18 protein-coding genes are annotated in these 21318 nt (G+C 63.1%); 9 read left to right on the forward strand and 9 right to left on the reverse strand.

Annotated elements, in window-relative coordinates:
* Positions 1 to 87: 87 nt before the first annotated feature.
* The gene (locus ACG873_RS10025) at positions 88 to 1050 is read left to right on the forward strand and encodes an AEC family transporter (protein ID WP_394891577.1); all 963 of its coding nucleotides are present in this window, start codon (positions 88 to 90) and stop codon (positions 1048 to 1050) included.
* Here the strand turns inward: ACG873_RS10025 and ACG873_RS10030 are convergent.
* Positions 1039 to 2232: a UbiH/UbiF family hydroxylase gene (locus ACG873_RS10030; protein ID WP_394891578.1), complete on the reverse strand. Its 1194-nt coding sequence runs from the start codon at positions 2230 to 2232 to the stop codon at positions 1039 to 1041. The genes ACG873_RS10025 and ACG873_RS10030 overlap by 12 nt on opposite strands.
* 155 nt (positions 2233 to 2387) lie before the next feature.
* Between ACG873_RS10030 and pcsA the strand changes: the two genes are divergently transcribed.
* The 6 genes from pcsA to ACG873_RS10060 all read left to right on the forward strand — a co-directional run bounded on the left by pcsA (position 2388) and on the right by ACG873_RS10060 (position 9030).
* Positions 2388 to 3176, forward strand: coding sequence for a phosphatidylcholine synthase (pcsA, locus tag ACG873_RS10035; protein ID WP_394891579.1), 789 nt, complete (start codon positions 2388 to 2390; stop codon positions 3174 to 3176).
* 2 nt (positions 3177 to 3178) lie between these two features.
* Entirely contained in the window at positions 3179 to 4156 is a 978-nt protein-coding gene (locus tag ACG873_RS10040; RefSeq protein WP_394891580.1) for a quinone oxidoreductase family protein, read from the forward strand.
* A gap of 107 nt (positions 4157 to 4263) precedes the next feature.
* Entirely contained in the window at positions 4264 to 5835 is a 1572-nt protein-coding gene (locus ACG873_RS10045; RefSeq protein WP_394891581.1) for an ABC transporter ATP-binding protein, read from the forward strand.
* Positions 5835 to 6953 (forward strand): ABC transporter permease, encoded by a 1119-nt coding sequence (locus ACG873_RS10050; RefSeq protein ID WP_394891582.1) that lies wholly within the window; start codon positions 5835 to 5837, stop codon positions 6951 to 6953. The genes ACG873_RS10045 and ACG873_RS10050 overlap by 1 nt, the downstream gene beginning before the upstream one ends.
* Entirely contained in the window at positions 6946 to 7860 is a 915-nt protein-coding gene (locus ACG873_RS10055) for an ABC transporter permease (RefSeq protein ID WP_394891583.1), read from the forward strand. Before ACG873_RS10050 ends, ACG873_RS10055 begins: the two co-directional genes overlap by 8 nt.
* 153 nt (positions 7861 to 8013) lie before the next feature.
* Complete coding sequence (locus ACG873_RS10060) at positions 8014 to 9030, forward strand: BMP family ABC transporter substrate-binding protein (protein WP_394893432.1); 1017 nt, start codon at positions 8014 to 8016, stop codon at positions 9028 to 9030.
* Positions 9031 to 9145: 115 nt separating this feature from the next.
* On the opposite strand, the gene rimO is transcribed toward ACG873_RS10060, so the two are convergent.
* Together rimO and ACG873_RS10070 are read right to left on the reverse strand one after the other, a co-directional pair.
* On the reverse strand, positions 9146 to 10465 hold the full coding sequence (rimO, locus tag ACG873_RS10065; RefSeq protein ID WP_394891584.1) for a 30S ribosomal protein S12 methylthiotransferase RimO: 1320 nt from the start codon (positions 10463 to 10465) through the stop codon (positions 9146 to 9148).
* Positions 10466 to 10590: 125 nt separating this feature from the next.
* Positions 10591 to 11286, reverse strand: coding sequence for a TerC family protein (locus ACG873_RS10070; protein WP_394891585.1), 696 nt, complete (start codon positions 11284 to 11286; stop codon positions 10591 to 10593).
* 172 nt (positions 11287 to 11458) lie between these two features.
* Between ACG873_RS10070 and ACG873_RS10075 the strand changes: the two genes are divergently transcribed.
* Positions 11459 to 11707, forward strand: a complete 249-nt coding sequence (locus ACG873_RS10075; protein WP_394891586.1) for a hypothetical protein — start codon at positions 11459 to 11461, stop codon at positions 11705 to 11707.
* Between the two features lie 89 nt (positions 11708 to 11796).
* Here ACG873_RS10075 and ACG873_RS10080 read toward each other — a convergent pair whose 3' ends face one another.
* On the reverse strand, positions 11797 to 12264 hold the full coding sequence (locus ACG873_RS10080; RefSeq protein WP_394891587.1) for a MucR family transcriptional regulator: 468 nt from the start codon (positions 12262 to 12264) through the stop codon (positions 11797 to 11799).
* 499 nt (positions 12265 to 12763) lie between these two features.
* Between ACG873_RS10080 and ACG873_RS10085 the strand changes: the two genes are divergently transcribed.
* Entirely contained in the window at positions 12764 to 14725 is a 1962-nt protein-coding gene (locus ACG873_RS10085; protein WP_394891588.1) for a S9 family peptidase, read from the forward strand.
* Here ACG873_RS10085 and ACG873_RS10090 read toward each other — a convergent pair.
* From ACG873_RS10090 to kdpC, 5 genes are all read right to left on the reverse strand, one after another.
* Positions 14722 to 16680, reverse strand: coding sequence for an adenylate/guanylate cyclase domain-containing protein (locus ACG873_RS10090; RefSeq protein ID WP_394891589.1), 1959 nt, complete (start codon positions 16678 to 16680; stop codon positions 14722 to 14724). The genes ACG873_RS10085 and ACG873_RS10090 overlap by 4 nt on opposite strands.
* Positions 16681 to 16888: 208 nt before the next feature.
* The gene (locus ACG873_RS10095; protein WP_394891590.1) at positions 16889 to 17581 is read right to left on the reverse strand and encodes a response regulator; all 693 of its coding nucleotides are present in this window, start codon (positions 17579 to 17581) and stop codon (positions 16889 to 16891) included.
* The gene (locus tag ACG873_RS10100; protein ID WP_394891591.1) at positions 17578 to 20277 is read right to left on the reverse strand and encodes a DUF4118 domain-containing protein; all 2700 of its coding nucleotides are present in this window, start codon (positions 20275 to 20277) and stop codon (positions 17578 to 17580) included. The genes ACG873_RS10095 and ACG873_RS10100 overlap by 4 nt, the downstream gene beginning before the upstream one ends.
* An 8-nt stretch (positions 20278 to 20285) precedes the next feature.
* A complete protein-coding gene (locus ACG873_RS10105) occupies positions 20286 to 20738 on the reverse strand; it encodes a PTS sugar transporter subunit IIA (RefSeq protein ID WP_394891592.1) in 453 nt (150 codons plus the stop codon).
* A 9-nt stretch (positions 20739 to 20747) separates the two neighbouring features.
* The gene (gene kdpC, locus ACG873_RS10110) at positions 20748 to 21317 is read right to left on the reverse strand and encodes a potassium-transporting ATPase subunit KdpC (RefSeq protein ID WP_394891593.1); all 570 of its coding nucleotides are present in this window, start codon (positions 21315 to 21317) and stop codon (positions 20748 to 20750) included.
* Position 21318 lies beyond the last annotated feature (1 nt).

The raw sequence follows: 21318 nt of genomic DNA on the forward strand, positions 1-21318 counted from the left end.
GCCAAATTCAATCTTATACGTCCTTATACGCCCTTGACGCATTGAGGAACAACGCGTTAGCCCGAACGCATTCGCGGCGGGGAGCATATGTCTGACGTCATCGGGCTCGTCCTGCCCTTCTTCGGATTGATATTCATGGGTTTTGTGGTGGCGCGGATAACGCGCCAGCCGCTCGAAGCGCTCGGCTGGATGAACACCTTCATCATCTATGTCGCGCTGCCCGCCCTGTTCTTCCAACTGCTCGCCAAGACACCTATCGAGCGGCTGACCGAATGGAGCTACATTTTCGGCGCGGTGTTTTCGACCTATACGGTCTTTTCGATCATGTTCGTCGCATCGGTGGTGCTGTCGCGCGGCGAGATCGCAGGGTCCACCATCAAGGGGCTGGCCGCCGCCTACGGCAATATCGGATATATGGGACCGGGGTTGGCGCTGCTCGCCTTCGGCCCGGAAGCGGCTGTTCCCGTCGCGCTGATCTTCTGCTTCGAAAACATCATGCATTTCGTCATGGCGCCGTTGATGATGGCGCTGTCGGGCGGGGAAAAGACGCCGCCGCTGCAACTTGCTACCGGCGTGGCCAAAAAGATCCTGCTGCATCCCTTCATCATCGCCACCGCCGTCGGCGTGGCCGCGGCGGCGGTCGAGTTTCGGCCGCCGCTGCCGATCGAGCGCTTCCTCGAATATCTGTCCAGCGCCGCAGCACCCTGCGCCCTGTTCGCCATGGGGGTGACGCTGGCGCTGCGGCCGCTCAAGCGCGTTCCCAGGGAACTCGCGCCGATCGCCGCACTCAAGCTGATCGTGCACCCGCTGATCTGCTATGTCGTCCTGAGCTGGGTCGGCAATTTCTCGGAGATCTGGGTGTTTTCCGCCGTGCTTCTGGCGGGCCTGCCGACCGCGACCAATGTCTTCGTCATCGCCCAGCAATATGGCGTGTGGGTGGAGCGCGCCTCGGCAAGCGTGCTCATCACCACCTGTCTTTCGGTCGGCACGGTGACGGCGCTTCTCTACGCGATCACCACCGGCATGCTGCCACCCGATTTATTCCCTTGAGAAGATGGACGAGAAGCCGCTGCCGGGCTTGAGACCTTCGCGCATGAAGAATGCGCGCAGTGGCGCGAATGCACCGAGCACGCCGAGGCCCGCGCTGCGCATCATCTGCGCCGGCAGCATGTTCGAAAGCAGCGAACGGTTCAACAAGTTGACTGCGCCGGTGCGCGCCAGAATGTCGGGCCTTCGCTTGGCGTCGTAAGCCGCCAGGGCGGCCGGCGCTCCCGGGTCGGCGCGATTTTCCGTTGCAATCGCAACGAGTTCCTGGACGTCCCTGATGCCGAGGTTGAGGCCCTGCGCGCCGATTGGCGGGAATACATGGGCGGCCTCGCCGACGAGCGCCACGCGGTTGCGTGCGAAACGCGCCGCCAGCGTTGCCGAAAGCGGGTAGATCTGCCGGCCGGGCTCGATGGAGACGCGGCCGAGCATCGATTGCATGCGCTCCTCGATTTTGGCAGACAGGACGTCGTCGTCGAGTGCGGCGAGTTCCTCGGCGGTTTCGGGCGCGACCACCCACACGAGGCTCGAACGGTCGCCAGGCAGCGGCACCTGCGTGAACGGGCCGGTCTCCGTGTGGAATTCGGTCGAGACGGAGCCGTGCGGCCGGGCATGCGCGAAATTGACGACGAGGGCCGCCTGCGGGTAGGCCCGCGTCGAGGTCGAGATGCCGGCCGCCTGCCGGGCAGGCGACATACGCCCGTCGGCCGCGACCGCGAGCGCGCCCGACACTTCCTCGCCGCCGGCCAAGAGCGCCGCTATCCGGTCGGTCCCGACTGACCAGCTTTCGACCAGCGCGCGCCGCCATTCTATGCCTGGATGCGCGGCGACGGCCTGCTCCAGCGCCGCGTTCAGATCGCGGTTGGGGACGTTCAAGCCAAAAAATTCCTCGCCGATCTCGCCGGCATGGAAGGTGACGACGGGGCTGCGGATCAGGCGGTTCGTCGCGTCGACGATGCGCATGACGCGCAACGGTGCGGCATTGCGCTTCAACGCCTCGGCGACGCCAAGCGTGTCGAGAAAGGCCAGCGCCGGCGACATCAGCGCGGCGGTGCGGCGATCGTCCCGGTTGGCCGCGGGGCCGGCGAGGATCACCCGGAAGCCGGCGTTCGCCAGGGCGAGCGCGGCGATCATTCCGGCAGGGCCGGTTCCGGCGACGATCACGTTCTGTGGATAGTCCTGGTCCAAGGCCGCTCCGGGCGCTCGATTGCTTCATGGTGGTATAGCAGCCGCCGCGCCTGCTTCAACGCGGCGATTCAACCCATCGGCCGTGGCGGGCGCGATAGCGCTTGTACCCACGACAAGGCTGCGATTAAGGTCCGACTGACGGAAGAGGACAATCCATGGCGGACAATCCGCATGTCGGTCGCATGAAACGCAGGCAGGTCACCTGGCCGCAGGCGAAGGCCTTTTCGGTCCACCTGCTCACCGCCTCGGGCTCGTTCCTGGCCTTCCTGTCGCTGGTGGCGGCAAGCGAAGAGCGCTGGACGGCGATGTTCTGGTGGCTCGGGCTGGCCCTGTTCGTGGATGGCATCGACGGGCCGATCGCGCGCAAGCTCGAGGTCAAGGAAATCCTGCCGACCTGGTCAGGCGAGCTTCTCGACAACATCATCGACTACGTCACTTACGTCCTCATCCCGGCCTTCGCGCTCTATCAGTTCGGCCTGATGGGCGAGGGGCTCTCCTTCCTGTCGGCGGCAATCATCGTGGTTTCGAGTGCGATCTACTATGCCGACACCGGCATGAAGACGACGGAGAACTTCTTCAAAGGGTTCCCGGTGGTCTGGAACATGGTGGTGTTCACGCTGTTCGTCACCGAGCCAGGCCAGTGGCTGTCCTTCGCCGTGGTCGTCTTCGCCGGCATCCTGACATTTTTGCCGATCCAGTTCCTGCACCCCGTCCGCGTCAGGCGGCTGCGATCCCTCAACCTCACCATCACGCTGTTGTGGTGCGCCTTCGGCGCGCTGGCGCTTGCGCAGTCGGCGCTTGCGAATTTCTACGACAGGATCGGCGTGCTTTCGGCCAATGTCGGCCTCTTCACCAAGGTTGGCATCGCGTCGACCGGCATCTACCTGTTCTTCATCGGAGCCGTGATGCAGCTGTTTCCCAACCTAGGCGCCAAGAAAGTCTGACCATGTCGAAAGCGATAAAAATCCAGGCCAATGGCGGGCCGGAGGTGATGGCCTATGGGGAGAACGATCCAGGCCGTGCCGGTCCGGGGCAGGTGCTCGTGCGCCATACAGCGATCGGGCTGAATTTCCTCGATGTCTATTACCGCAGCGGGCTCTATCCGGCGCCAGCGGGCTTCCCGCTGATCCCCGGCAACGAGGCGGCGGGCGTGGTGCTGGAGACGGCCGAGGGCGTCGAGGGGCTGAAGAAAGGCGACCGCGTCGCCTATGCCGGACCGCTCGGCGCCTATTGCGACGAGCGGGTGATCGCGGCCTCCGTTCTGGTCAAGGTTCCGGAGGGCCTGAGCGACGAACAGGCCGCCGCCATGATGCTGAAAGGCATGACCGCCGAATATCTGCTGCGCCGCACGTTCCCGGTGAAGCCCGGCGACACCATCCTCTACCACGCCGCGGCCGGCGGCGTCGGGCTGATCCTTGGGCAATGGGCGAAGCATCTCGGCGCGACCGTGATCGGCACCGCGAGTTCGGCCGAGAAAATCGCTCTGGCGAAGGCGCACGGCTTCGACCATGTCATCAACTACCGCGAGACTGATTTCGTAGGCGCGGTGAAGGAGATCACCGGCGGCAAGCTCTGCGACGTTGTCTACGATTCGGTCGGTAAGGACACGTTCCCAAGATCGCTAGACTGCCTGAGGCCGCGCGGCCTGTTCGTGTCGTTCGGCCAGTCGTCGGGTCCGATACCGCCCTTCAACCTGGCGCTGCTGTCGCAGAAGGGCTCATTGTACGCCACGCGGCCGACGATCTTCTTGTACAACGCGAAGCGAGAGGACCTCGTAGCGTCGGCGAAGGCGCTGTTCGACGTCGTGGCGAGCGGCGCGGTCAGGATCGAGATCAACCAGCGCTACCCGCTGAGGGATGCAGCCAAGGCTCATGCCGATCTTGAAGCGCGCAAGACCACGGGGACAAGCATTCTCCTCCCTTGAGCTTTCCCCGAAATTCTTGAAGCACTTTCAAGCGGCTCCCCGCTTTGCGTTGTGCGGCGGCGACGCCTACGATGCTTTCGGGAACATAATCAAAACTGGGGAGCGTTGTGACGGCAACCCTTGAAACTGAAGGCGGCAACCTGCTCGAGGTGCGCGGCCTGACGAAAATCTTCGGCACGCTCAAGGCGTGCGATGGTATCGATCTTACGGTCGGCCGCGGCGAGATCCACGCGCTGCTCGGCGAAAACGGCGCCGGCAAGTCCACCCTGGTGAAGATGCTGTTCGGTTCGCTGGAGCCGAACGCCGGCGTAATCCACTGGAACGGCCAGGTCGAGCGCATTTCCAGCCCAGGCGCTGCCCGCAAGCTCGGCATCGGCATGGTGTTCCAGCACTTTTCGCTGTTCGATGCGCTGACCGCGGCCGAAAACATCGCCCTGTCGCTCGACGACGATACGCCGATCGCCACCATCGCCGCCAAGGCCAAGGCGCTTTCCTACAGCTACGGCCTGCCGCTCGATCCCTATTCGCTTGTCGGCGACTTATCCGTGGGCGAGCGCCAGCGCATCGAGATCATCCGCTGCCTTCTGCAGACGCCGCAGCTCATCATCCTCGACGAACCCACCTCGGTGTTGACGCCGCAGGAAGCCGACCGGCTGTTCGAGACGCTGGAAAGGCTGCGCTCGGAAGGCAAGTCGATCCTCTACATTTCGCACCGGCTGGAAGAGGTCAAACGCATGTGCGACCGCGCCACCGTGCTGCGCCACGGCAAGGTCGTCGGCCACTGCGATCCGCGCAAGGAAACCGCCTCGTCGCTGGCCCGCATGATGGTCGGCAACGAGGTGCAGGCCGTGGTGCGCGATCCCATCCAGGGCATGGAGAAGGCAGCGGCGCTGCTCGAGGTGCGCAGCCTTTCGCGCATCCCCGCGACACCGTTCTCGATCCCGCTTCGCAACATCAATCTCAACGCCCGCGCTGGCGAGGTGATCGGCATTGCCGGCGTTGCCGGCAACGGCCAGGGAGAGTTCTTCGAAGCGGTGTCCGGTGAGGTTCAGCAGCAGGACGCGGCGAGCGTCCGTATTCGTGGCAAGGATGCCGGCCGGCTGACGATTTCGGGCCGCAGGCTGCTTGGCGCTGCCTTCGTGCCGGAAGAGCGGCTCGGTCATGGCGCAGCACCGCGCATGCGGCTTTCCGAGAACCTGCTCCTGTCGCGCCACGCCACCGACCGCAAAGCCTTTCTCGGGGCGGGCGGCACTGTGCAGACCCGAGCTATCGCCTCGGCCGCGCAGCGCATCATTGAAATCATGGACGTGCGCAAGAGCGCGCCTGACCCGGAAGCCGCAGCACTGTCGGGCGGCAATCTGCAGAAATTCATCATCGGCCGCGAGCTCGACCGCCGCCCGGCGGTGATGGTGGTCAATCAGCCGACCTGGGGCGTCGATGCGGGTGCCGCTGCACGCATCCGCCAGGCGCTGATCGAACTTGCGCGGAGCGGCTCGGCGGTGGTCGTCATCAGCCAGGATCTCGACGAACTGTTCGAGATCTCCGATTCCATCGCGGTCATGCACAATGGCGAACTGTCGAAGCCGCTGCCGATCGCCGAGGCGACCTTCGAGAAGGTCGGGCTTTTGATGGGCGGCGCCGAGCCCGGCCATGTCGAACCAGTGGCGGAGTTGGCCTGATGCGCATCGAACTCGTCAAACGCCCGCAGCAATCGGCGCTGTTTTCCGCGCTGTCGCCCTTCATAGCGCTCGGCCTCACGCTGATCGCCGGCGCGATCATGTTTTCGCTGCTCGGCAAGAACCCCGCCGAGGCGCTTTATTATTACTTCATCGACCCGCTCACCGGCCTATGGGACGAAAACAACCGCTGGCAGTTGCATGAGCTGGCGGTCAAGGCAGCGCCGCTCATCCTGATCGCGGTCGGGCTGTCCGTCTGCTTCCTGTCCAACAACTGGAACATCGGCGCCGAGGGCCAGTTCACGATCGGCGCGATCGTCGGCTCGATCCTGCCGGTGATGTATCCCGACCTGCAATCCTGGATCGTCCTGCCGCTGATGCTTCTCATGGGCATGATCGGCGGCGCGGCCTACGCCTCCGTGCCGGCCTACCTCAAGGCGCGGTTCAACACCAACGAGATCCTGACCAGCCTGATGCTGGTCTATGTCGCCCAGCTTTTCCTCGACTGGCTGGTGCGCGGTCCCTGGCGCAACCCCGGGGGCATGAATTTTCCGGAAACGCGCAATTTCCACGAATACGCGATCCTGCCCGAAGTCTGGTCGTCTTCCGGACGCGCCCACTGGGGCTTCGTCTTCGCGCTCGTCGCTGCGGTTGCGGCCTGGTTCATGCTGTCCAGAACGTTGCGCGGTTTTGAGGTGAAGGTGCTTGGCCAGAGCCCGAGGGCAGGGCGCTTCGCCGGCTTCTCGGCGTCGAAGATGGTGTTCTTCGCCTTCATCGTCTCCGGCGCACTCGCCGGGCTGGCGGGCATTTCGGAAGTGTCGGGCGCGATCGGCCAGCTGAGGCCGACCATTTCGCCGGGCTACGGCTTCGCGGCAATCATCGTGGCGTTTCTCGGCCGCCTCAATCCGCTAGGCATCGTCGCGGCCGGATTGATCCTCGCGCTTTCATATCTCGGCGGCGAGGCGGCGCAGATATCGATCGGCGTCTCCGACAAGGTGGTGCGCGCCTTCCAGGGCATGATCCTGTTCTTCGTGCTCGCCTGCGACACGCTGATCCACTATCGCGTGCGCTTCGTCGGCACGCCTGCCGTGAAGACGGCGGAGGCTTCGCAAAATGTTTGAATCCATCCTCATCACCATCGCGACGGCGGCGACGCCGCTGCTCATCGCTTCCATCGGCGAACTGGTCGTCGAACGCTCCGGCGTGCTCAACCTCGGCGTCGAAGGCATGATGGTCATGGGCGCGGTCACCGGCTTCGGTGTGACGCTCGCCACCGGCTCGCCCTGGCTCGGCATTCTCGCGGCAATCGCGGTCGGCGCGATGTTTTCCCTGCTGTTCGGCTTCCTGACGCTGACGCTGGTCACCAACCAGGTCGCCACCGGCCTGGCGCTGACGCTGCTCGGCCTCGGCCTCTCCGGCATGCTCGGCGAAGGCTTTGTCGGCCAACCCGGCATCAAGCTTGGCAATCTCGATATTCCGTATCTCTCCGATCTGCCGGTCATCGGAAGGCTGATCTTCGGCCAGGATCCGGTGTTCTACCTCTCGATCGTGCTGGTCGTCGGCGTCGCCTGGTTCCTGTTCCGCACCCGCGCCGGCCTTACCCTGCGCTCGGTCGGCGACAATCACGGCTCGGCGCATGCGCTCGGCATCAACGTCATCGGCATCCGCTACCTGGCGGTGATGTTTGGCGGGGCCTGTGCGGGCTTAGCGGGCGCGTACCTGTCGCTGGTCTACACGCCGCAATGGATCGAGAATATGACCGCCGGGCGCGGCTGGATCGCGCTGGCGCTGGTCGTGTTCGCTTCGTGGCGGCCGTGGCGCGTGCTCGCCGGCGCTTATCTCTTCGGCGCCGTCTCGATCGGCCAACTGCACGCGCAGGCGCTGGGGATAGGCGTGCCCTCGCAGCTACTTTCTTCGCTTCCCTATCTGGCGACCATCGTGGTGCTTGTTCTAATCTCTCGCAACAGGCGGCTGACTATGGTCAACACACCGGCTTCTCTGGGGCGGCCGTTTGTGCCAGATCGCTAAAGCATGATTCCGGGAAATGGGAACGATTCCTGAAATTTCATGCTCAAAAACAATGGGATAGTGTCCCCGGCAACAACTGAAAGAGGACGAACGAGAATGAAAAGCAAAATTCTGTCATTTGCCGCCGCGGCAGCCGTGCTGTCGCTCGGCACGATGGCCGCGGAAGCAGCCACCAAGGCCTGCTACATCTATGTCGGGCCGATCGGCGATTTCGGCTGGTCTTACCAGCACCATCAGGGTGCGCTCGAGATGCAGAAGAATCTCGGCGAAGAAAATGTCGAGTTGGCCTATCTCGAAAGCGTGCCGGAAGGCGCCGACGCGGAGCGCGCCATCGAGCGCTTCGCCCGTTCCGGCTGCAACATCATCTTCACCACCTCTTTCGGCTACATGGACCCGACCAACAAGATCGCCGGCAAGTTCCCGGACGTTAAGTTCGAGCATGCGACGGGTTACAAGCGTGACCATCCGAACGTCGCGACCTACAATTCCAAATTCCATGAAGGGCGCTACGTGCAGGGCGTGATCGCGGCCAAGATGTCGAAGGGCGGCGTTGCCGGCTACATCGCCTCCTTCCCGATCCCGGAAGTGGTGATGGGCATCAACGCGTTCGTGCTCGGCGCACAGTCCGTGAACCCTGACTTCAAGGTCAAGGTCGTATGGGCCAACACCTGGTTCGACCCGGGCAAGGAAGCCGACGCGGCCAAGGCGCTGATCGACCAGGGCGTTGACATCATCACCCAGCATACGGATTCGACCGCGCCTATGCAGGTTGCGACCGAACGTGGCATCAAGGCGTTCGGCCAGGCTTCCGACATGATCAAGTTCGGCCCTGAAACGCAGCTCACCTCGATCGTCGACAATTGGGGCCCGTACTATATCGAACGGGTCAAGGCGGTGATCGACGGCACCTGGAAGCAGCAGGACGTCTGGGGCGGCATGAAGGAAGGCCATGTCGTCATGGCGCCTTACGCCAATATGCCCGACGACGTGAAGAAGCTCGCCGAGGAGACCGAGGCGAAGATCAAATCCGGCGAGTTCAACCCGTTCACCGGTCCGATCAAGAAGCAGGACGGCTCCGATTGGCTGAAGGATGGCGAGGTCGCCGAGGACAAGGTGCTGCTCGGGATGAATTTCTACGTCCAGGGCGTGGACGACCAGCTGCCGAAGTGATCAGCTATTCCCTCGGGAGAGCGGGCGCTTCGGCGCCCGTTTTCGTTTTTGATTGTCCCGCGAACCCGCAGGATACGAAAAATATTACGGTTTCCGCACGCGCCGAAGGCAGCTGTCAGACAGCCGATCCGTAGAGGTCGTAGGCGTCGGCGCGATCGATCTTGACCGTTACGATGTCGCCTGCGCGCAGCGGCCGGCGCGACTGGATGTGGACCGAACCGTCGATCTCCGGTGCGTCGTATTTCGTGCGGCCCTTGCCCGACAAGCCATGCGCCTCGTCGATGATGACGGGCAGGCGTTTTCCCACCTTCTTCTGCAACTGCGCGGCCGAGATCTTCTGCTGGCGCTGCATGAAGCGGCGCCAGCGGGCTTCCTTCACCTCCTGCGGCACTTGTTCGAGGCCGAGATCGTTCGAGCGCGCGCCCTTCACGGGCTCGTATTTGAAGCAGCCGGCGCGGTCGATTTTTGCCTCGTCCAGCCAGTCGAGCAGCATCTCGAAATCCTCGTCCGTCTCGCCGGGAAAGCCGACGATGAAGGTCGAGCGGATGGCGAGATCCGGGCAGACCTCGCGCCAGCCGCGAATGCGCTCCAGCGTCTTTTCGCCATGCGCCGGACGGCGCATGTTCTTCAGCACCTGCGGCGAGGCGTGCTGGAAAGGGATGTCGAGATAGGGGAGGATCTTTCCCTCGGCCATCAGCGGGATCACGTCCGCCACATGCGGGTAGGGATAGACGTAGTGCATGCGCACCCAGACGCCGAGTTCGCCCAGTTCCTTCGACAAATCGAGGAATTTCGCGCGCACCTCGCGCTCCTGGAACAAGCTTGTCTGGTATTTGATGTCGATGCCGTAGGCGCTGGTATCCTGCGAGATGACGAGGATTTCCTTGACGCCAGCCTTGGCGAGCTTTTCGGCTTCGCGAAGCACGTCGCCGGCCGGGCGCGAGACGAGGTCGCCGCGCAGCGCCGGGATGATGCAGAAGGTGCAGCGGTTGTTGCAGCCTTCCGAAATCTTCAGGTAGGCGTAGTGGCGCGGCGTCAGCTTCACGCCCTGCGGCGGCAGCAGATCGATGAACGGCTCGTGCGTCGGAGGGGCTGCCTCGTGCACCGCAGCCATCACGCTCTCATAGGCCTGCGGCCCTGTGATGGCGAGCACGTTCGGATGCTTCTCGCGAATGACGTCCGGCTCAGCGCCGAGGCACCCGGTGACGATGACCTTGCCGTTTTCGGACATGGCCGAGCCGATCGCGGCAAGCGACTCGTCGCGCGCGGAATCAAGGAAGCCGCAGGTGTTGACGACGACGAGATCCGCGCCGTCATGCTTGCGCGCGATCTCGTAACCCTCGGCTCGCAGCCTTGTGATGATGCGCTCGGAATCGACGAGCGCCTTCGGGCATCCGAGGCTGACGAAACTGACGCGTGGAGCGGGTGCGGACATATCGGGTCTTTCAACGGCGAAAGCCGGAACCATGAAGGGTCCGGCCTTGCCTGAGTGCGTTGATTTAATGTGCGAGCGCGATAACACAGTTCCGGCCGCAGGAAAACCGCGACGCGACGTCCCTGTCAGTGGCCCATCTGTCCCGGCGCACCGAACCAGGTGCCGAGGAATGCAAGTTGCTCCGGCCACTGGCCGTAGGCTCCCTTCAGCGTCATCTCGATAGCCACATAGAGGATCACCAGCAGGCCGACATAGGCGATCCAGCGGTGCTTGTGCAGCAGCCGTGCGATAAAGGACGCGGCAAGACCCATCAGCGCGATGGAGAGCGCGAGCCCGATGATCAGCACGGTCGGATGGTCCATCGCCGCGCCAGCAACCGCCAGCACGTTGTCGAGAGACATGGATACGTCGGCGATGACGATCTGCCAGGCAGCCTGCGCGAAGGTCTTTCGCGGGGCGCCTCCTGCTACTGCCCCGCTCTTATCGTAGTCGATGTCCGACAGCGCTTCGGTCGCCTCTTCCTCTTCCTTGTGCGTGGTCCTGAGCTCGCGCCACATCTTCCAGCAGACGTAGAGCAGCAGGATGCCGCCGCCGACGAGCAGGATCGGCCCGATTTGGAGCAGCTGCTGCGTGATCAGCGCGAAGAAGATACGCAAAACAGTGGCCGCGAGAATGCCGACGACAATAGCCTTCTTGCGTTGTTCGGCTGGCAGCCCGGCCGCCGCAAGTCCGATGACGATGGCGTTGTCGCCGGCGAGAACGAGATCGATGGCAATGACCTGAAGGAGCGCGGAAAAGCCCGCGGCAGTGAAGATTTCCATGGGGCTGGGGCCTTCCTGTCCGATGCTGCAATTGGTCAGGGGCCCTAACGCGTGTCGGCGCGCGGCGTCAAGACACCTCCGTCCGGCCGCGCGCATATGTCCGCCAGCGCGGCGGCGTTATTCGACTTTGCCCCGCCGTCATGTCATCATCGGACCAAAGCGAGGAAGGTCAGTGGCGTCGCAATATCTCAATCATCAGCTCGAATGTCCGTACTGCCTGACGATCAGATTGAGAATCCCGGTCGATGCGCGTCCGGAATCGGAAATCCGGTGCGACGATTGCGGCGAGTATCTCGGCACGTGGGACGAGCTGCAGACGGATTTCGAGCGGCAGGGCGGCCACAGCGGCGTGTTCCGGCTGGACAAGGGCAGAATCAAGCGCGTCGATGAGTTCCCTAAGGGATTCGCGCCCGACGAGTGATCGGGGCGCCCGACGAATGATCGGGCAGGCCGCCAGGAGGCGGCCTTCGTCGACAGCCCCCCGTTAGCCCCCCGTTTTGGCCGAGGTGGTCAGCTCTTTTTCGGGCGTCCGCGCTTCGGCGCGGCCGCCGCTGCCGGCTTCGCTTTCGACGTGATTTTAGCTCCGGGCTTGCGGCCGAGGCCCATGGTCTTGGCCAAGGCGGAGCGGGTGGCGGCGTAGTTCGGGGCGACCATCGGATAGTCGCTCGGCAGGTTCCATTTCGCGCGGTATTCGTCCGGCGTCATGCCGTAGTGCGCGCTGAGATGGCGCTTCAGCGACTTGAACTTCCTGCCGTCCTCGAGCGAGATGATGTAGTCCGGCGTCACCGACTTCTTGATCGGCACAGCCGGCGTTGCCTGCACCGGCTCGGGTTCGGCGACAGCCGCGAGTTTCTGCAGCGAAGCATGGACGCTCGCCACCAGGTCCGGCAGGCCGGCGACGGGAACGCTGTTCTTCGACACGTATGCCGAAACGATGGATGCGGTCAGTTCGAGGGCGGAAATATCACTGTCTTGCAAGGTCGCTACTCCGATGGCGGCCATTGGCGCCGTGGCTGGAAATTGAGTGTCAAAGTAATCGATCTGCTAGAATTACCAAATTTAGCCGGATGCAAGCAAAATCGTTTGAATGCGCGTAAAAATCAGGTTTAGCGCGCAAAAATCGTATTGTCTTCCGATACATTGCGTCATTCGGGAATGAATTGCAGCTTAGGCGGGTAGCCTCCCCCTGCGAGCGAAGCGAAGGCGCCGGATGCCAATCATCCCGGCTGAATTAACGCCCGTTTCCAACGTCACGTCCCGGCAAATTCACGCAGCGACGAAGATATGATCTGAAAAATCGACTAGGACGGCCGAGCCGCGCGCCTTCCCCGCGACCCGGTCCGCCGGTACCCGCCAAAACACAGGACCCGACCAGCGCTCGCGCGTCAGGGCGACGCTCTTCGCCCTAGATCACCCTGACATCCGGACGTAGAACATGGAACAATGCGTCGAAGCATTCCACAAAGGATGACCGGCCATGCCGACGACCACACCCAAGACTGCGCCCTACGGCGCCTGGAAATCGCCGATCACGTCCGATCTCATCGTCGCGCAGGCCATCACGCTCTCGGAAGTTCGTCTCGACAACGGGGCGATCTACTGGCTGGAGGGACGGCCGCAAGAGCGAGGCCGATCCGTCGTGGTGCGCGCCGCCGCCGAGGGCGGAGAAAATGTCGACATCACGCCCCTGCCTTTCAATGCCCGCACGCAGGTCCACGAATATGGCGGCGGCGCCTGGATCGTGGAAAACGGAGTGCTGTACTTCTCCAATTTTGCCGATGGCCGGCTGTATCGGCAGGAAACCGGCAGCGTCGAGCCGCAGCCCCTGACGCCCGAATCGTCTGGGCAGCCCGACGGCTGGCGGTTTGCCGACGGCATCATCGACGCGGGCCGCAACCGCTGGATCGGCGTGCGCGAGGATCACACGGCCGGCGGCGAGCCGGTCAACGCGATCGTCGCCGTGGACCTGGCGGGTACGGGCGTGGAGCCCGGAAACATTCTCGCGGGCGGGCATGACTTCTTTTCGTCGCCACGGCTTTCTCCGGATGGACGACGACTCATGTGGCTGGCATGGGACCATCCCAACATGCCCTGGAACGGCACCACTCTCTATCTGGCCGAACTGGACGATACCGGCGCTGTCGCCGGCGAGCCCGAGATCATCGCCGGCGGTCCGGAGGAATCGATCTTTCAGCCCGAGTGGTCGCCCGACGGCAATGCCGTGATCTTCGTGTCCGACCGTTCCGACTGGTGGAACCTGTACCGTTTCGAGCTTTCGTCGCAGGCGTCGCGACCGATCGTGCCGATGGCGGCCGAGTTCGGGGCACCGCAATGGGTTTTCGGCATGTCCACCTTTGCATTCGCCGGCCCGGACAGGATTGTCTGCACCTATTCGGAAGCGGGGCTCTGGAGGCTTGGGGTAGTCGATCTTGCGACGAACGTATTGCGAACACTCGAAACGCCCTTTACGCAATTCGCCTCGGTTCGGGCCGACAGAGAGCAGGTCGTGGTCCTCGCCGGATCCCCGTCTCTTCCGGCGAGCGTGATCGAGTTCGATCTCGGAACCGGCCAGCACCGAACGCTCAAGAAGGCGACCGACATTCTCGATCGAGCGGACCTGGGCATCGCCGGCTATCTTAGTTCGGTCGAAGCCGTGGAATTTCCCACCACGGGCGGGAACATGGCGTTCGGTCTCTACTACAGGCCGCATAATCCCGATTATGCCGGTTCCGTAGGCGAAAAGCCGCCCCTTCTTGTCAAAGTCCATGGTGGTCCGACGTCGGCCGCATCGAGCACGCTCAATCTCGGCATCCACTATTGGACGAGCCGCGGCATCGCGGTGCTTGACGTGAACTATGGCGGGAGCACCGGCTTCGGCCGCGCCTACCGTGACCGCCTGCACCGCAACTGGGGTGTCGTCGACGTCGACGACTGCATCAACGGGGCCAGATTTTTGATCGAGCGGGGGCTCGTCGACCCCAAGCGCATAGTGATCACCGGCGGCAGCGCCGGCGGCTACACCACACTCGCAGCACTCGCGTTTCGCGATTTCTTCCAGGGCGGAGCGAGCCATTACGGCGTCAGCGATGCGGCGGCTCTGGCTCGCGACACGCACAAGTTCGAATCGCGCTACATGGACTGGCTGATCGGAGCCTATCCCGAGGAAGAGGCACTCTATCGCGAACGCTCGCCGCTGTTCCATGCCGAACGGCTGTCCAAACCGGTGATCTTCTTTCAGGGCGACGAGGATGCTGTCGTCCCGCCGAACCAGACCGAAATGATGGTTGATGCACTCCGTAGCCGCGGTACGCCGGTCGGCTATCTACTCTTTTCCGGCGAACAACACGGATTTCGACAAGCCGCCAATATCAAGAGGGCCCTCGACGCCGAACTTTACTTCTACGCAATCGAGGTCTTCGGCACAGGCCTGACTTTCTAACTGCTTTGCGCGGCTGGCGGGCACGAGATGTCAGCCGCTGACGTCGGGCGAACGCCGACGACCTCGTAGATCTCCAATGCCTCAGCGCGGCCCTTTGCCCGGGCTGAACCGAGCGGTCGGAACTCGATCACATGCGAACACGCGCTTTGTACTGCCGCGCTGGCAAGGATCGTGGTTTGATGCATCTTGTTTATCCCTTCCAGGCGCGACGCGACATTGATGGTGTCGCCCATCGCCGTGTATTGCAGCCGCTCCCGTGCGCCCACGCTGCCGACCACTGCCTGGCCTGAGTGGATCCCGAACCGGGTGCGAAACTCCGGCAGGCCTTTGGCCAACTGCGCCTTGTTGAAGAGAACGAGACTCTGTTCGGCAGCCAAAGCGGCCCGGCATGCATGCTCGGCGTGGTCAGGGTCGGGAATGGGTGCGTTCCACATCGCAAAAATCGAATCGCCGAGAAACTGAATGATCGCGCCGTTGTTTGCCGTCACCGCCTCGTCGAGAATGTCGAAGTACTCCGACAGCATGGACACGACTTCTTCGGGCGAGCGGCTCTCGCTGATCGTGGTGAAGTCATATATGTCGGTAAAAAGCGCGGTGACTTCCTGTCGCCCTGCCGCCCTGCCGGTGAAGTATCCCGCCTGGATGCTCTTCCGAACGAATTCCTTCGGGACGTAGAGGGCGAAAGTGAAGATGGCGTCGCGGGCCCTGTTCATCGCCTTGCCTAGCGCGGAGATCTCGCTGACGTGCGATTTCACCTGCACCGGCGTCGCGAAATCGAGGTTCTGAAGCCGCTTGGCGCTTTCAGTAAGCAACTCGAGCGACTTGGTGATCACGTGCGAGAGGATGAGGGCCAGGATGATTGCGGCAGCAACCACGACCGCCGAAATGACCAGTCCATGGAAAAGCGCGCGATTGGCAGGCGCCATCAACTCGTCGAGCGGAGCGGCGACGACGATCCGATGCCGGGCAAGCAGCAATGCGGACTTGATCGGCCTGAGTAGCACGAGGAAGGTTCGGTCACCCACCTCCACAAGCCGGGGCTGGTCGGTCCACGAGTCGTCGGACCGAATGCTCTCGATCAGGGGATACGATGCTGTCTGCGACAATGAACTGGATCCACCATCGGCAGACATCAGCCTCTTCATAGTCTCGCGATCGGAGTGGATGACCGGGTTGCCCGAAGTGTCGACGATGAATGCAATCGTGTCGGCAGACATGCGTTCGGCTGCGAGAAAATCGGTTATTGTGTCGAGGACGATGTCGGCCCCGATGACGATCCGCCGATTTCCATCGTGAGACTGGGCAATCGTCATTCCGAGTTTGCCGGTCGTCGCCATCTGGTAAGGGCCAATCGAGACAGCCGGTTCAATGCCTGATGCGGCCTTGTACCAAGGACGCGTCCGAGGATCGAAATCTGTCGCCGTCCCGAAAATCTCCCCGACTACGATTCCGGCTGAATCGAGGAACATCAGCCGTTGGTTCCTCTTGCCTGCGGGATCTGCCGCAATGATGCGTATGCCCACCGCGGCATTTTTTGGTGCGCCGAGTGCAGTTCGCCAGCCTTCGTTCTTGAGGTTGATCAGGTGGAAGAAAGAGCCGTCGGGATAGCCGGCATAGGCTCCGTCAACCGGTTCAGACCGATTGATGAATTCCCGCAGCAGCGCGATCTTGTCGTCCAGGCGCTCCGGCGGCGGCACAAGCAAGGCGTTGGCAACCGACGAGATCACGCCCACGAACGAGACGGTCTCGCCTGAAAGCACGTTGAAGCGATCGACGAGCCGGTCGGTGAAAATCCGCATCTCGGCCTTGGCGTCGTCAATGGCGGAGTTTCGCGCACGGTAGTAGTCGAAGCCGACAAGAGCCAATGAAACAAGGATGATCAACGAGACCATCGTCACGCCAAGCAGGGACTGGAGCGGCCGGCTCCACGTCGGGCGGGCGTCTTGCCCGGGCACAGGTGGATTGCTTGGGTCTTCCGTCACCGATATCCCGGTCCACAATCAGCGGGAACAAACTTGCGTTGGAGCAACCGCCAAGATAGCTCAGTCGCCTGCCCAACTGGGACACAATAGACTGAATCCTTTGAGTTTCACCTAACGGGATTGGCCATCCAGGTCGGCGTTCGGTCGCGCGGCAAGCGGCCCGTCATCGGCCGAAGATCCCTTAGTCCGTCAATCGAAGCCGGTAGCCGACGCCCGTCTCGGTGATGATGTGCTGCGGCTGCTCCGGATTGGCTTCGATCTTCTGCCTCAGTTGCCGGATGTAGATGCGGAGGTATTGCACATCCGTGTCGCCGCCCCACACCTCGTTCAGGAGGTATCGATGCGTGAGGACCTTCCCTGCGTGGGCCACGAGCAGGCGCAGGATGTCGTATTCTTTTGGCGACAGTTTTATTTCGACATCGCGAACCAGAACGATGCGGCGCACGAGATCGACCGACAGATCGCCGCTGGAAAACACCGGCCGTTCGCCCTGCTGCTGAAGGCGGTGCCTGAGAGCGGCGCGGATGCGGGCAAAGAGTTCGTCCGTGCCGAAGGGTTTGGTGACGTAGTCGTCGGCGCCGAGATCCAGCGCTTCGACCTTGCCGGTCTCGTCGGTCCGGCTGGAAAGCACCAGGATCGGAACGGACGATCCCTGCTCCCGCAGCCTGCGGATGAGCTCGTGCCCCTGAATGTCGGGCAGGCCGAGGTCGAGAAGGATGAGATCTGGCGCAGCCTGCTCGACCTGTTCGAGCGCTTCCCGGCCATTCGCGGCCTCGACGACCTGGAAGCCCTGGGAAACCAGGCTTGTTCGCAACAATCGCCGGATGGGCGGCTCGTCGTCGACCACCAAAATCCTGGTTGGGCGCGAGCTCATGCCACCGTGTCCAATTTGCCGGCATCCTCTGGGACCGGGATGGCGATCGTGAATACAGCGCCTGGGCGATCGCTGCGGTTGGCCACGTCGATCGAGCCGTCCATGGCTTCGACGAAGCCTCGGCAGATCGCAAGGCCGAGACCTGTGCCGGCGCGCTGGCTATCGCTTTTGCGCGCGCGATAGAACTTATCGAAGATGCGGTTCAAATCGTCGGCTGGAATGCCTTCACCTTCGTCGAGGATTTGCAGCCGCACCATATTGCCGTCGCGCCAGGCCTGGATGCGGATGGCAGAATTCGGCGGCGCGTATTTGGCGGCGTTGTCGAGAAGGTTGAACAGCACCTGCTCAAAAAGCACCGCGTCGAGATTCACCATCGGAAGATCGGCCGCGATCTTCGTTTCGATCCGGTGGCTTGACAGAATCTTATCCGCCCGCCGAAGAGCCGTGCCGACCACTTCACTGATGTCATGCAGGCTCATATTCGGCACGACCGCGCCCGATTCGAGCCGCGTCATGTCGAGAAGGTTGGCGATGAAGCGGTTGAGACGTTCCGCTTCCTCCTGGATCGTCGAGAGAAGTCCCGCCTTGTCCGCCTCTTCCAGGCCGGACAGCGTGCCGAGGCTGCTGGCAGCGCCAAGGATCGAGGCGAGGGGAGTGCGCAAATCATGCGAGATGGAGGTGAGGAGCGCCGACCGGAGTTGGTCCTTTTCGGCCGCGCGCTTCGCCCGGTCGACATCTTCCGCGAGGTTCACGCGCTCGATCGCAAGTGCAGCCTGATCGGTGAGCGCGTCGAGCAGGCGCCGCTGGTCTGGCGTTAGGATGGCGCCGGCCTTGTCGCTGTCGATGCCGATCACAGCGACAGCGCCGCGTCCCGTACGCATCGGCAGGAACAGGCGCTGCGCGCCGGGCAGAGTGTCGGCGCCGCGGCCCGCTGGCCGATTGTTTTCCCATGACCATTTGGCGGCGGCCAGATCGGCTTCCTCGGCTACGTCTTCGGGCGGCCATGCCGCCCTGAGCGTGATGGCGCCATCGTCCGGGAGAAACAGCACGACCCGGACCTTGAGCATGGATGCGACCTGCGATGCGGTCGCCCAAAGCAGGTCGTCGAGGGTCGCGATACCCGCGAGCTTGCGGCTGAAGAGGTAGAGATCCTCGGTCGTCTTGGCGCGCCGGCGCGCCACCATGGCCTGGCTGCGGACATTTGCCGTCAGATTGCTGGCGATCAGCGCCACCACGAAGAAGAAAAACAGCGCGACTACGTTTTCGGGATCGCTGATCGTGAAGGTGTGGAGCGGATGTATGAAGAAGAAGTTGAAGGTGAGCACGCTGACGACGCTCGTGAAAAGCGCAGGCAGAAGACCGTAGGCGACGGCGCTCACCAGAACCGCGGTGAGAAAGACCAGTGCGACGTTGTCGACATCGAGATACTGGGCCAGCATCAGGCCGAAAGCGAGCGCCACGGCAATGAGGCCGATGCTGACCAGGTAAGGCTGGAGTTCGATTCCGGTCGCCGCATCGCGCGTAGCCACTGTTTTTCCAGGCAAAGCGTCGCGTTCTGCTCCCGCGATGACATGCACGGCAATGTGTCCGGCGCCGCGCACGATGTCATAGGTGACGGAGCCGAAAAGCAGTTCATGAAGGCGGGACCGCTGGCTCTTGCCGATGACCAGATGACTGAAATTGTTGGTCTCGGCATAGCCTATGATCTCCTGCGCCAGCCCGCTGCCGGGGATCGTGACGGCCTCGCCGCCCAGCTTCTCCGCAAGGCGCAAGGCGTCCGCGACGCGATCGCGCTCGGCCTCTGTGAGACGCAGCGCCCGCGGTGTTTCGACATAGAGCGCCACCCAGGGTGTTCGCAGCCGCTCGGCCAGTCGGCGCGCGTAGCGCACAAGCGCTGCCGCCTTCGGATGCTCGTTGACGACGACCAGCACACGGTCGCCGGCCGCCCAGGGTCCCGAGATGGCGTGCGCCTGCATGTGCGTAAGCAACTGCTGGTCGACACGCTGGGCGGTGCGCCTCAGGGCAAGCTCGCGGAGCGCCGTCAGGTTGCCCGGCGAGAAATAATGGTTCAGCGCGCGTTCTGCTGTCTTCGGAACATAGACCTTGCCTTCCTTCAGGCGCTGGATCAGGTCCCCGGGCGTCAGATCGATGACCTCGATCTCGTCGGCGCGGTCGATGAAGGCGTCGGGCACCGTCTCGCGCACACGTATGCGCGTGATCTGCGCTACCACATCGTTCAGGCTTTCCAGATGCTGGATGTTGACGGTGGTATAGACGTCGATCCCGGCGGCAAGCAGGTCGTCGACGTCCATGTAACGCTTGGGATGGCGGCTTCCGGGCGCGTTGGTATGCGCCAGTTCGTCGACCAGCACCAGTTGCGGCGCGCGGGCGAGAACGGCGTCCAGATCCATCTCCTCGACGGCGCGGCCCTTATAGTCGGTGCGACGGCGGGGAACGATCTCGAACCCTTTCAGCAAGGCTTCGGTTTCCGCCCGGCCATGGGTCTCGACGACGCCGATGATCACATCGATGCCCTCTCGCTTGCGCGCCGCCGCGCTGAGAAGCATCTCATAGGTTTTTCCCACGCCGGGAGCCGCCCCGAGGAAAACTTTGAGGTGACCGCGCGTCTCACGCGAGGCCGCCTCGAGAAGAGCCTCAGGGGACGGACGCTTGTCCTTGGTGTTCTGGTCGGACATCGATCGGTTCAAACTGCCTCGGCCAGGATGGAGTGAACAGCGGCGGCGCTTCCCGCCTGCCGAAGCTTTGCCAGGGTTTCTGGATTTCGCAAGACGCGGCAGGCGCTGACCAGCGCCTCGAACGGCTCCTGTGTCGAGCCCTCAGGTCCGATGATAGCGCAGACCAGATCGACAGGTCGATCGTCGCCGGCGTCAAAATCCACTGGCTCCGCCAGCCTGACTAGCGCGGCATGAGTGGTCCCAAGTTCGCGGAGCCGTGCATGCGGCACTGCTATTCCTTGCCCAAATCCGGTTGTGCCGAGGTTTTCGCGGTCGGCGAGCGCCTGGAAAATAGGTGTGTCGAGTAAGCCCGACCGGGTAGCCAGCATTCTGGCGAGTTCCAGCAACACATGCTTCTTGGACATAGCCCTGACGTCCAGGCCGATGTCTTCCGGGCTGAGCAGGTCGATTATCCGCAGCACCGTGGCCTCCTACTGCGCCGCTTCAGCGTCAAGGGCCAGGTTCAGTCGCAGCACGTTGACCCGGGGCTCGCCGAACACTCCCATCACCCGGTCCTCGATATGGGCGGCGACGAGTTGGCGCACGCGGTCCTCGGGAAGGTTGCGGGCCTGGGCGACGCGCGGCGCCTGGAAAAGTGCCGCTTCGGGCGACAGATGCGGGTCGAGGCCGCTTGCCGAAGTGGTCACCAGGTCGACAGGCACGGGAACCCCGGGGTTCTGTGCGCCGCGGGTCGCCACGTCGGCCGTAACGCGCTCGATCAGCTTCTTGCTGGTCGGGCCGAGATTGGAGCCGCCGGATGCCGCGGCATCATAACCGTCACCGGCGGCCGACGGGCGCGTACGGAAATAGCGTTCTCCGGTGAACGACTGGCCGACGAGTTCGGACCCGATCACCTTGCCGTCCCGTTCGATCAGGCTGCCGTTTGCCTGGCGGGGAAAGACCGTCTGCGCGATTCCGGTGATGGCGAGGGGGTAAAGAAGGCCGGTGATGATGGTAAGGGCCACGATCATGACGAGTGCGGGGCGAAGCTGTGCGAGCATT

The organism is Allomesorhizobium aridi (genome assembly GCF_043769475.1).
GTDB lineage: Bacteria > Pseudomonadota > Alphaproteobacteria > Rhizobiales > Rhizobiaceae > Allomesorhizobium.